Raw genomic sequence first — 12,485 nt, forward strand, 5'->3', positions numbered from 1 at the left:
GATTTCCGATTGCTCCGTTATCCACGATCGTAGCGGTAGGCCCTCTTCCTGAACCAAAGTGAGAGACTCTGAGCCGCCTGAAATCCTGGTATGTTTCACCCTAATCGCCAGTGGCTTGCCGATCGCTGGCAGCTTGGGATGCGTCCCACGATTTTCCAGGATATGTCAATAATGGAGCCAGGCAAGTTGCGAGGTCTGATGGATCGCGTCCGCAACACCATCATCGTGCTTGTCGCGATTTGTGGCCCGCTCATCATCCCAGGCTGGAATTGTGGGCGAGTGTTCGCCCAGATGCTGGACCTGGTCCCAGCAAGTCCCGCGACGTCCGTCGAGGGAAACCCGACCAGACTCCATGAGGTTCAGGCGTTCGATCGGTCCCGGATTGCTCACCGTGAGGCCAAGCGACTGGAGAAAGCAGGATCGCCGGTTTGTGTCGATCGTTACTATGAGGCGACCGTTTTCGCTTATGCCGCGATCCTGGCGACCGGTACCACGGGAGTGACCGACTGGAACCAGATTCCGGACGACTACAACATCAGCCTCGCCGACTGTTTGCGTGCAGCCGGAACATTCGGACGTCTGGACCCGCGTTCACACCTTCAGATCAATGGGCCGGCCGGACCGATCGTCGTCCGGGTTATTCATCGCGGCTTCGTCTGGTCCCCGGAGGACTTCGAGGGCCTGATCGACGCCCGGTCCGCGCCGAAGAATCCCGCGCAACACCGCTCGTATCAGCGAGTGGGAGCCGGGGCGGCGCAGGTGTCCGTTCGCTCAAATCGGAATCTCACGTCGGCCGATCGCTTCCTCCCGCCACGCTCCTTTTTCCCGGCCACGGCCATTCTCCACCCCGATCTTGGCCCCTGGATCGGCCTTGCCGGAACTCCACGAGGGGGCGACCTGCTCGAACTCCACGACCCTCTGCGCACGACCTGCGTCGAGTTGGCAGGCGGCCGATTTCCCCTCGCATGTAACCTCGATGCCTCGGTCGCCATGGCCGAGGCAAGCGTAGGCAGCCGGCGCTACGCCTTGGTCGGCTTCCTGAACCCCAGTATTGAAGTCGGCAACACGTTTCTCGGCACCTTGGAACCGTACCAGCCTGGGAAGATTCCGGTCGTCTTCGTTCACGGGCTGAGGGACAACCCGTACACCTTCACCGATCTCGTCAATGGGTTGCGGGCCTGCCCTGGATTCCTCGACCATTTTCAGATCGTCGGTTTTCGGTATCCGACCGGCATCACCTTCATCCGATCCGCCGCAATGTTCCGCCGTTGTCTCCGTGACATGGAAGCGACGTTCGACCCGCAACACCGCGACCCTGGCCTGCAAAACACTGTGCTCGTCGGTCACAGCATGGGCGGCCTGATCAGCAAGCTACAGATCACCTGGAGCGGCGAAGCGCTCTGGAATTTGGCCGCAACCCAACCACTCGAGACCTTGGTCACGTCCGAGTCGACCAAAACGTTCTTGCGTGAAATCTTCTATTTCGAACCGCTCCCGTTCGTGCGACGAGTCGTCTTCATGGGGACCCCGCATGACGGCGCAGCGTTGGCCAACCGCGCCGTGGGCCGGGTTACTTCCCGGCTGGTTCGACGGGCCGCCGACTCCCTGGCGATGATTGACCAACTCGAACGAGATAACCCCGGGGCCCTCCTGCCATACATGGCCGACCTGCCGAGCAGCATTGACCTGCTCGCCAAGCGCGGGCCGATCCTGAAAACGATGCGACAACTCCCGATCAACCCGGCGACGACCTACCACACGATCGCGGGGACGGCCTCAATGCCAGATCGCTTTGCACGCGGCGATGGCGTCGTCCCCCTTTCCAGTGCCCACTCCGACGGGGCCGCAAGCGAACTCTGGATCCCCGCGACCCATTCCAGAATCAACGCCGACCCACAGACCCTCCAGGAACTCGATCGCATTCTCCGCGTCCATCTCGCCGAGACTTATGGCCCTCCTCCGGGCCGATAGAGAACGATCGGCGACGGCGGCGATAAGGGTCCCGAGGAACCCTTGGATGCCGTCAACCGGAGGATCTCGATCCGCCTTTCGCCTCCCCAACGCAACCGTTCATATCCCGCCGAAAAAGCAGTGCGGACATGACGATTCTGACTCTCAGTAGTGCTTGGAGACGGTAAAGGTCGGTATACTCGGCCACTGTCTCCGAAAGCCAGGACTCGTTAGACCGTTTGCAAGGTTCGCAAGCTCCGAATCATTTCCAAGCGACGGCACCAGCCCCGTAGTCCGTCAAGGAACTCAGTGTATACGCGAGCCGAGGCCGTTCCAGGAGCAAGCCGATGAAGGTCGCCGTCTTCAGCACCAAGCCTTACGACCGGAGCTCGTTGGACGGGGCCAACACGGAGCATGGGCACGAGCTGGTCTATTTCGACGCCCGCCTCTCCGCCGCAACAGCCCCGCTCGCTCGCGGTTGTGAGGCCGTCTGCGCGTTCGTCAACGACGAGCTCAATGCCACGGTCTTGGAGGAACTCCATCGCAGCGGGGTCCGGTTCGTGGCCCTCCGCTGCGCCGGTTACAATAATGTCGATCACGAAGTCGCCGAGCGCCACCGACTGGTCGTGGCCCGAGTCCCGGCCTACTCGCCCTACGCCGTGGCTGAGCACACGGTCGCGTTGATCCTCTCGCTGAATCGAAAGATCTACCGGGCCTACAACCGGGTCCGCGAAGGCAACTTCACGCTCGACGGCCTGCTCGGCTTCGACCTGCACGGCCGAACGATCGGCGTCATAGGCACCGGCCAGATTGGACTCGAGGTCGCCCGGATCATGCGTGGCTTCGGCTGCCAGGTCCTGGCTTACGACATCAAGCCCAACCCCGAATGCGAGTCATTGCAGGTTCGCTACGTCTCTCTCGAAGACCTGTTGGCCAAGTCGGACATCATCACCCTGCACTGTCCGCTGACTCCCTCGACCCGGCATCTGATCGATACCAAATCCCTCCAAACCATGAAGCCGGGCGTCATGATCATCAACACAGGCCGCGGTTCCCTGGTGGATACCGAGGCCGTGATCGCGGGCTTGAAGTCGGCAAAGATCGGCTACCTCGGCCTGGACGTCTACGAGGAGGAGGCCGACCTTTTCTTCGAAGATCACTCCGGCCAGGTCATCCACGACGACGTCTTCGCCCGCTTACTTACATTTCCGAATGTGCTCATCACAGGCCATCAAGCCTTCTTCACGCGAGAAGCCCTGCAAGGCATCGCGACCACCACGCTCGCCAACCTGACCGAGTTCGCGGAAAACGGGACGTGCTCGAATGCAGTCCCTTCCCCCAAGTTTTGATCATGACAGGTTGAGAGCCTGTTCCTGAAGGCATGTTCCGCTGTGTTTTGATCAGGCGTGGTAACACCGATGAGGAACGCATCATGCCCCTGTCTTCGGAAACTCCAGCAGCCAAGGTTAAGCCCAAGGAGACCGGCGCGGCCCTGCTAAGCGCGTTCGGTCGGGCGCGGGCCACGGTTCCCGGCAACCCACTGAGCCCGGACGAAGTGGCCAAGACCCACGCCTTCTGGCGGGCGTGCAATTATCTGGCCCTGGGTATGATCTATCTGAAGGCAAACCCGCTGCTCCGCGAGCCGCTCAAGCCGGAGCACATCAAGGAGCGGTTGCTTGGGCACTGGGGAACCAGCCCAGGACTCGCGTTCATTTACACCCACCTGAACCGGGTGATCCGCCGCGAGGACGTCGACATGATCTTCATGGCCGGCCCCGGGCACGGAGCGCCTGGGGTGCTTGGCCCGGTCTACCTCGAGGGATCTTACTCGGAGATCTACCCGGACAAGAGCGAGGACGAGGAGGGCTTGCTCCGGTTCTTCAAACAGTTCAGCTTCCCTGGAGGGATTGGTAGCCACTGCACGCCCGAAACACCAGGGTCGATCCACGAGGGGGGTGAACTCGGCTACGTCTTATCCCACGCGTGCGGAGCCGCCTTCGACAACCCGGACCTGATCGTCAGTGCCGTCGTGGGAGACGGAGAATCGGAAACCGGTCCCCTGGCAACCTCCTGGCACATCAACAAGTTCTTGAATCCGGTGCGAGACGGAGCGGTCCTGCCGATTCTCCATCTCAACGGATACAAGATCAATAACCCAACTCTCTGGGCGCGGGTCAGCCACGAGGAGCTCGAAGCATTCTTGCGCGGGACCGGCTGGACCCCCTACTTCGTCGAAGGCTCAGACCCGGACACCATGCACCAGGCGATGGCTGCCACCCTCGACCAGTGCGTGGCGGACATTCGCGAAGCGCAACGGGAAGCCCGATCGTCCGGCAAAGCGTTCCGCCCACGGTGGCCGATGATCGTCCTCCGAACACCCAAAGGGTGGACCTGCCCCGGCGACGTGGACGGCCACAAGCTGGAAGGGTCCTGGCGGGCCCATCAAGTGCCCCTGGCCGACGTCAAGAAGAACCCGGACCGCCTCCAGCATCTTGAAGCCTGGATGCACAGCTACAGACCGGAGGAGCTGTTCGACGCTACCGGGGCCATCCGGGCCGAGTTGAAAGCCCTGGCCCCTACCGGACTCCGACGGATGGGTGCGAACCCGCACGCCAACGGCGGAAACGTCAAGAAGGCGTTGCGGATGCCCGACTTCCGGGAGTACGGCATCAAAGTCGAAAAACCAGGGACGACCGAGGCCGAGAATTGCCGCCCGCTCGGGGTCTTTCTTCGCGACGTGATGAAGGAGAACATGCACAACTTCCGGGTCTTCGGCCCGGATGAGACCACCTCGAACAAGCTGCAAGCGATCTACGAAACGAGCCGGAAACTCTGGCTCGAGGAGACGTTCCCCGAGGACGCCGACGGTGGAGAGCTTGCGCCGGACGGCCGGGTGGTCGAGATGCTCAGCGAGCACACCTTGGAGGGAATGCTCGAAGGCTACTTGCTCACGGGCCGGCACGGGTTCTTCAGCACTTACGAGGCGTTCGCGCATGTGATCGACTCGATGTTCAACCAGCACGCCAAGTGGCTGACCATCTGCAACCAGCTCCCCTGGCGAGCCGAGGTGGCGTCCTTGAACCTGCTCATCACCTCGACCGTCTGGCGCCAGGATCACAACGGGTTCACCCACCAGGACCCGGGGTTCCTCGACGTGGTCTTGAACAAGAGTGCGACCGTCACCCGGATCTATCTGCCGCCGGACGTGAACTCGCTGCTTTCCGTCGCGAACCACTGCCTCAAGAGCGAAGGGTATGTCAACGTCATCGTGTCCGACAAGCAGATGCATCTGCAATACCTGAGCATGGACGCGGCGGTCACGCACTGCACCAAGGGGATCGGAATCTGGCCGCAAGCCAGCAACGACCAAGGGGAGGTGCCGGACGTCGTGATCGCGAGCGCAGGGGATATTCCGACCAAGGAAGCCCTGGCGGCGGTCGACCTACTCCGGCAAGAATTCGCGGACCTCAAAATCCGGTTCGTGAACGTGGTCGACCTGTTCAAGCTCCAACCAGACACGGAGCATCCACACGGCCTCTCCGACAAAGACTTCGACAGCCTGTTCACGATCGACAAGCCGATCATCTTCGCCTTCCACGGTTACCCCTGGCTGATCCACCGACTGACCTACCGACGAACCAACCACCGGAACCTGCACGTCCGAGGCTATAAAGAGAAGGGGAACATCAACACCCCCCTCGAACTCGCGATCCAGAATCAGATCGATCGGTTCACGCTGGCGATGGACGTGATCAACCGAGTCCCACGGCTCCAGGCGACAGGCGCCCACGCCAAGGAGAAATTCCGCAACCTCCAGATCAAGTGCATCAACTATGCCCATGAATACGGAGTCGACTTACCCGAGGCCCGCGACTGGAAGTGGCCCTATTGAACACTTACGGCTTCCGACCGTACTTGGAGCCCTGGGGACTCAAAAAACTCTGGTCCCCGGGTCAAATCGGCCTATCGAGATCGATTCTAGGTCCCAGGCGAGCTCGGTACTCCGGCCGCCCGACGAGGTAACTTATGGCCAACGCCCAAGTCGTCCTGAACGCGGGCTCGTCGAGCCTGAAATTTTCGGTCTTTCTGATCGATGATGCCCCGACCCTCCTGATCTCCGGTCAGATCGAGGGCCTCAAGACTCACGCCCACTTCAAGGCGACGGACGTCAACGGAGCCGTTGTCAGCGAGCGAGCGTGGGCCCCCGACACCAGCCTCAGCCATCGGGACGCGATCGAGTTCCTGTTCGAGTGGGGCCGAGGAACCCTGGGAGCCCATCGCATTGTCGAGGCCGGGCACCGGGTAGTTCATGGCGGGACCCGGTTCACAAGGCCGGTCCGGATCGATGCGGCAGTCCTCACGGCGCTCGACGACCTGATTCCCCTGGCTCCCCTCCACCAGCCCCACAGCGTGGCAGCCATCCGGGCCGTGGCCGAGCACGTTCCAGACCTGCCGCAAGTCGCCTGTTTCGACACGGCCTTCCACCGCGATCAGCCGGCCGTTGCCCAACTCTTCGCACTGCCGCGCTGGCTCACCGCAGCAGGGGTCCGTCGGTACGGATTCCACGGCCTCTCCTATGAGTACGTTGCCTCGGTCTTCCGCCGGATCGACCCCGTGGCCGCGTCGGGCCGGACCGTGGTCGCCCACCTCGGCAACGGGGCGAGCTTGTGTGCGATGCTCGACGGCCGAAGTATCGCCACGACCATGAGCTTCACCCCCGCGGATGGCCTGGTGATGGGAACCCGTGCCGGGACACTCGACCCCGGTTTGCTGACCTACCTGATGAAGCAGCACGGAATGGATGCAGATGCGATTGAAAAATTGATCTATCACCAATCCGGACTGCTGGGTGTCTCCGAAATCTCGAGCGATATGCGTGAGCTTCAGGCAAGCCATGACACGCGTGCAGCCGAAGCCATCGAATTATTCGCTTACCGAATCAGTCGGGAACTCGGCTCGATGGCCGCCGCACTCGGGGGGCTCGACGCCCTGGTCTTCACCGGCGGGATCGGTGAGAACGACGCGAACATCCGGGAGCGGGTCAGCCGAAGTGCCACCTGGTTGGGCCTGACGCTCGACCACTCGGCAAATGCATCTCACGGGCCTCGGATCAGTCGACCTGAGAGCAGGGTCGCAGCCTGGATCGTGCCAACGAATGAAGAACTGATGATTGCCAAGCACACCCGAAGTACGCTGGGATAAAACGGCTTGCTTCGGGATGCGCAAGCGGTGCATGCGGCGAGTTCGTCGCCATCGAAGGTTTGAGTCACACGCCTATTCAGCACTTGCCGGATGCGCCTCCAGCCTGGTCGTGCCTGGAGAGCCTCTCGCGCTTGATCCGGAAATTCCCAATGGTGATATCCACACCCGATCCCGGTGAATCTCGAAAGCATCGTCCCTGGATTCGCCTGAGCATGCGCGGGCTGATGGCACTCATCATGCTCGTGGGTCTCGGGATGGGTCTGTACGTGCGAAGCGTTCAGGTGCAGCAGCGAGCCGTGGCGGCGGTCCAGAGGGCGGGCGGCACCGTCACCTATAACTGGGAGTGGAATCACTACAATCCGGACATCATTAATATCAACGGCAGGCCTCGAGCCCCGAAGTGGCTGGCGGACCGCATTGGAGTGGACTACGTCGGCAACGTCGTTGCGGTCAACCTTATGCCTCAGAGAGCCAAGAGCCAGAACAAGGCCAACGACGAGACCCTGGCCCAAGTGAGCCGTCTCGGTCACCTGGAAAGCCTGGAGCTCAACGGCACCGCGATCACCGACGCCGGTTTAGGCCATATCAAGACGCTGACCAAGCTCCGACATCTCGGCCTCGGCCAGACCCTCACGAGCGACGCCGGCCTGCCTTACCTCAATGGCATGTCACAACTCGTAACGCTCAACCTCGCGGGCAGCCGGGTGACCGACGATGGTGTCCTGGAGCTTGAACGAGCGTTGCCCAGGGTCCAGATAATCCGTGAGGACAGCTTACAGGTCTATCCGAATCTCCAGCGCGCCACCAAGGACCTCGACTTTGCCCAGTCGCAGCCGGTACGCGTGGCTTGCAAATTACTCACCCACCGCGCCAAGGTCATGGCTAGCCACGGCGACTGGCCCGAACTGATCGCCACGGTGAATGCCCTCTGCAACCTCAAAGCCGACGACAAGCTCAGCCTGCTCAGGGTCGCGGAGGCTCGGGCCGAGTGCTTGGGAACCCTCGAACCCTATCATTCACCCAAACTGCCGGCCTCGGATCGGCAAGCCTTGCAAAGTCTGTGTACCAATCGCGCCATCGATGCTCTGACCCTCGCCATCGAGAAGGGGTACAACAACATCCTCCGATTGAAGGGCGGCGACTTCGTGAACCACAGCCTGGGAAACCTGCGTAATCACCCCGCCTACCCAAGGTTGATTGAAACCATGAAACGGAAACGATCAAGCCGTTGATCTTCTACGAACGCCATTACATTCCCATTCGACAGTTCATCCTGACTCCCTAGATATCGCGACTCAATCACAGAGAATCGCGGCCCTTGAGGATGGCAAAGGCCTCGTGGTTGAGTCTCTTCCCATCGATGCCGGAATCGGGAAGCAGAGCCCCCTTGGAAAAATCATCAAGAAAAATGCAAGGACCCGTCCCCGGCCTGCGAGTATGAGCTGAACGCACGGCTGATTGGGGACCTCAACGCATGGCGATCAGGAATTCCGTCGTGGTCGATCCCATCCAAACGCTCTTCGGTGGTGGGGCGGTCGCGGGACTCACCGACGGACAATTGCTGGAGCGATTCGCGACGCGCCGTGGCGAGGACGCCGAAATCGCCTTCACCGCTCTCGTGACGCGGCACGGGCCGATGGTCTTTGGCGTCTGCCGTAGCTTGCTGCGGAATCCCCATGATGCCGAGGACGCATTCCAGGCCGCATTCCTGGTCCTCGCCCGCAAGGCAGGTGCATTGCACCAGCCCGAGTTGGTCGGGCCTTGGCTCTACGGGGTCGCCCACCGGACCGCGCGGCAGGTGAAAGCCGGCAATGAACGACGGAGGCGGCGCGAGGCGGAGGCGGCGATGTCTGGGGCCAAGGTTGCGATCGACGCCGGTGGAAACGTGCTCACGCCCTCGGTCCGTGAAGAAATCGAGGCGCTGCACGAGGAGATCGAACGGTTGCCGGAGCGGTATCGCACGGCGATCGTGCTCTGCGACCTGCAAGGGTTGACGCATGAGGAGGCGGCGCGGCGGTTGGGACGACCGGTCGGAACCGTAAGCGCCCGAATCTCGCGGGCCCGGGATCGCTTAAGAGGACGGTTGAGCCGTCGCGGCGTGGCCCTTCCGGGCGGATTGCTGGCTGCGGCCGGGGCCACGGGCCAGGCCTCCGCCATGCCCGCCGCACTCGCGGATTCAACGATCAAGATCGCGATGACCGTGTCCATGGGGCTGAAGGCCGGGGCGGTCCCGGCTTCAATCGCCGCTCTCTCTCAAGGAGTCGCAAGGACCATGTTCCTCACGAAGATTGAAACCGTGATCGCCACTTTGCTCCTGGCCGGAGCCGCAGCGGGCAGCGTGGCCGTGGTGGCGCAGCAGGCCTCCCCCCCTCGCAATGCGCCTCAAGTGAATGGCCCCGCACAGAAATCCTCGGAGGAGGCTCCCGCAAAGACGCCGGAGACCGAAACGCAGAAACAAGCGCCCCGAGAAGCGGAGTTAATCGTCCGCAGTGCGGCCAACCTCCGAAAGATCGCCAGAGGGATCCACGCCTATCTCGATGCGAATAAGCGATTCCCCCCGCCGGCCATCTACGGCGCGGACGGCAAACCCCTCCTGAGCTGGCGGGTAGCGATCTTGCCATTCATCGGAGAAAAAGGACTTTACGATCAGTTCAAGCTTGACGAACCCTGGGACGGGCCGCACAACAAGACCCTGTTGGAGAAAATGCCCAAGGTCTATGCACCCGTCGCCCCTCGATCGCGGCCGACCGATGCGACCTATTATCAGGGGTTCGCGGGCAAGAGCGCGTTTTTCGAGGGTACGCGTGGAATCGCAATGGTTGAAGCGGGGAACCCTTTCCCGGAAATCCCGGACGGCACGTCCTGCACACTGATGGTTGTTGAAGGGGGGAATGCCGTCCCTTGGTCGAAACCCGAAGACTTGCACTACGTGCCAGGCCAACCTTCCCCCAAGCTGGGCGGTCAATTCAAAAACGGCTTCGTCGCGTTGACAGCAGACGGAGCGACCCATTTCATCGATCGTTCCCTCGACTCACAGATATTGAATGCGATCATCACCCGAAATGGCGGGGAGATCATCAATAGCACGAATCTCGGTGAGGGGATCACGCCGTGAAGGTGGGTCACCGAACCGATCCGGACGTGGCCAAGGGACCTCAACCATGACGTCGTTACGAAACGCAGCTCAAGCCCTGCCGATCCGGGTCCTCATCGCCGGTTCGACCCTGTCGATCCTGGTCGCAACCCTGGCCGTGGGCCCAATTCACCCGGCGAATTCCGGTCACGATCGGCTCCTGGCCGCGGTGACCGACTCACCGGTACAACCTCCTGCGCTGGAAACCCCGATAGCCGTCCCTGAGCGGTTGGCCATCGTCGGGCGCGTCGTCGACGCGAAGGGGCAGCCCATCCCCGGCGCACGCCTGTATCCAGGCAATTTGCCGTCGAGGGAGGATAGCCCCCCAGCCATGCTCGCCACGACCGGAGCCGACGGCCGCTTCCAGTTCACGATCGCTCGAGCCGACTTCGCCGCGTCCCGTTCGATCGGAATGGGCAAACCGGGTCCGCTGGTGGCGGCGTTCGCCGACGGTTACGGCCCCGCCTGGTCGGACGAGCTCAAGATCGGTGATCCCGACGGTCTCATCCTAAGACTTCCACCCGACGACGTTCCCGTGACCGGCCGGCTGATCGACCTGGAAGGGCAACCCGTGGCGGGTGTCACGGTCGGCGTCCTGGAACTCGCCGCGACGCCGGAAGGGGAACTTTCCCCATGGCTCAAGGATGTCGCGGCGGGCCTCACCGACTACAAGGCCTTTAACCACTTGGCGAGGCCGATGGAAGCGGATCTGACACGCATGATCCGCCCGGCGACAACGGGGCCCGACGGACGATTTCGGCTCACTGGATTGGGCAGAGAACGCCTTGCCTCATTGCTGATCCAAGGTCCAAAAACCGCGACGCGAGTCCTCAACGTCATGACTCGCCCCGGTAAGTCTGCCTCGGTCCGGTTCAGGTTCCCCGGCCCCAAAAAGTTCCCAACTTACCTGTGCATTATTCATACGGCGAATTTTGTCGATCTGGTTGCCCCAAGTCGGTCTGTCGAAGGGGTTGTCCGCGACCGTGATACGGGCCTTCCCTTGCCGGGCGTAGGCGTTCGAAACGTCGTCGCTATCGGAAACCTCTATCCTGATATCCTTTACCCCTGGACAGACTGGCCCGGCGCCTTCATCCGGACGAAAACTGACGAACAAGGGCGCTATCGACTCGACGGCCTACCAATTCGAGAGAAGGTTATACTGAGGGCCGACCCGGCCGATGGACAGCCTTACCACCCAGGCTCCCGCGAGTTCGCCATCAGCCCGAGCGCCGGGGCGGCCCCGATTGACTTCGCCCTGACCCCGGGGGTTCTGGTCCGAGGTCGCGTCACCGACCAAGCGACGGGGGCCCCAGTCTCGGCCTGGATCGAATACTATCCTACGATCGCAAACAAGCAGGTCGACCGATCCCCAGAAATGGCTTATGCCGAGCCCCGTCCCACGGACCAGGACGGTCGCTATGCCGTGGTCGCCTTCCCAGGACCGGGGTTGATCACAGCCAAGGCCCGGGGGGATCGGTTCCTTCGCGCCGATGAGGTTGCGCGCGGGAAGCCAGGGAAAAATAGCCCAATGTTCCCGAACATGAACAATTCAATTTCTATTTCACAATTCCATACTTTTGACACAATCAATCCCGCCGCCATCACCGACAACATCACCTGCAACCTGTCTCTCACAGCCAGTCCTGAGCCACTGATCACGATCCTCGACCCTGACGGCCAACCCGTTGCCGGAGCCCTGGCGAGCGGACTTCCCCACGGCGACCTCGTTCGACAAGGCTGGTGGCAGTCGCGAGCGAAGGCCCGATTTTCGGTGACCGGCCTTACCGATCGAAGCTTCCGGGTCGTCCTCTTTCAGCACCTGAGTCGTCGCCTCGCGGGTTCTCTGGTCGTCAACGACTCCGAACCCGGCCCCCTCGTCGTCCAACTCCACCCGTGGGGGACCGTCTCAGGGCGTCTGGTCGACAGCGACGGTCGTCCGCGTCCGGGGGTCATGCTCTCCTATAAAGAATCTCCGAACGTTCAGAGCTCCACGAGCCTCCCCCCCCACGACACCATGACAGACCGCAACGGGCGGTTCTCGTTTACGGGACTCGTGCCCGGCCAGCTGTATGTCCTCAAAATCGCTGCCCCGGACGGAACAGGGCCCCGAGTCGGCGAGATGGAGTACCTCGAGCCGGGTGAGGCCATCGCACTCGGCGACGTGCGTGAGCTGCTAAAGCCATGACCGCCGTTGGGGATT

The 12,485-nt window shown here is 62.0% G+C and carries 7 protein-coding genes; all 7 read left to right on the forward strand.

Annotation, left to right across the window (positions count from 1 at the left end; genetic code table 11):
• Positions 1 to 171: 171 nt before the first annotated feature.
• The 7 genes from SINAC_RS13635 (at position 172) to SINAC_RS13665 (ending at position 12,470) form a co-directional block, all read left to right on the forward strand.
• Complete coding sequence (locus tag SINAC_RS13635; RefSeq protein WP_015246226.1) at positions 172 to 1,971, forward strand: esterase/lipase family protein; 1,800 nt, start codon at positions 172 to 174, stop codon at positions 1,969 to 1,971.
• 326 nt (positions 1,972 to 2,297) lie between these two features.
• Complete coding sequence (locus tag SINAC_RS13640; RefSeq protein WP_015246227.1) at positions 2,298 to 3,299, forward strand: 2-hydroxyacid dehydrogenase; 1,002 nt, start codon at positions 2,298 to 2,300, stop codon at positions 3,297 to 3,299.
• A gap of 83 nt (positions 3,300 to 3,382) precedes the next feature.
• Positions 3,383 to 5,842, forward strand: a complete 2,460-nt coding sequence (locus tag SINAC_RS13645; RefSeq protein WP_015246228.1) for a phosphoketolase family protein — start codon at positions 3,383 to 3,385, stop codon at positions 5,840 to 5,842.
• Positions 5,843 to 5,976: 134 nt separating this feature from the next.
• On the forward strand, positions 5,977 to 7,152 hold the full coding sequence (locus SINAC_RS13650; protein WP_015246229.1) for an acetate/propionate family kinase: 1,176 nt from the start codon (positions 5,977 to 5,979) through the stop codon (positions 7,150 to 7,152).
• A 149-nt stretch (positions 7,153 to 7,301) separates the two neighbouring features.
• A complete protein-coding gene (locus SINAC_RS13655; protein WP_237722529.1) occupies positions 7,302 to 8,384 on the forward strand; it encodes a hypothetical protein in 1,083 nt (360 codons plus the stop codon).
• A 242-nt stretch (positions 8,385 to 8,626) separates the two neighbouring features.
• Positions 8,627 to 10,267, forward strand: a complete 1,641-nt coding sequence (locus SINAC_RS13660; protein WP_015246231.1) for a sigma-70 family RNA polymerase sigma factor — start codon at positions 8,627 to 8,629, stop codon at positions 10,265 to 10,267.
• 46 nt (positions 10,268 to 10,313) lie between these two features.
• A complete protein-coding gene (locus SINAC_RS13665; RefSeq protein ID WP_015246232.1) occupies positions 10,314 to 12,470 on the forward strand; it encodes a peptidase associated/transthyretin-like domain-containing protein in 2,157 nt (718 codons plus the stop codon).
• Positions 12,471 to 12,485 lie beyond the last annotated feature (15 nt).

Source organism: Singulisphaera acidiphila DSM 18658 (assembly GCF_000242455.2).
GTDB lineage: Bacteria > Planctomycetota > Planctomycetia > Isosphaerales > Isosphaeraceae > Singulisphaera > Singulisphaera acidiphila.

Excerpts from the sequence above, each read along its gene's own strand:
- SINAC_RS13635 (WP_015246226.1), top strand. The coding sequence starts at position 172 with ATGGAGCCAGGCAAGTTGCGAGGTCTGATGGATCGCGTCCGCAACACC.
- SINAC_RS13640 (WP_015246227.1), top strand. The coding sequence starts at position 2,298 with ATGAAGGTCGCCGTCTTCAGCACCAAGCCTTACGACCGGAGCTCGTTG.
- SINAC_RS13645 (WP_015246228.1), top strand. The coding sequence starts at position 3,383 with ATGCCCCTGTCTTCGGAAACTCCAGCAGCCAAGGTTAAGCCCAAGGAG.
- SINAC_RS13650 (WP_015246229.1), top strand. The coding sequence starts at position 5,977 with ATGGCCAACGCCCAAGTCGTCCTGAACGCGGGCTCGTCGAGCCTGAAA.
- SINAC_RS13655 (WP_237722529.1), top strand. The coding sequence starts at position 7,302 with ATGGTGATATCCACACCCGATCCCGGTGAATCTCGAAAGCATCGTCCC.
- SINAC_RS13660 (WP_015246231.1), top strand. The coding sequence starts at position 8,627 with ATGGCGATCAGGAATTCCGTCGTGGTCGATCCCATCCAAACGCTCTTC.
- SINAC_RS13665 (WP_015246232.1), top strand. The coding sequence starts at position 10,314 with ATGACGTCGTTACGAAACGCAGCTCAAGCCCTGCCGATCCGGGTCCTC.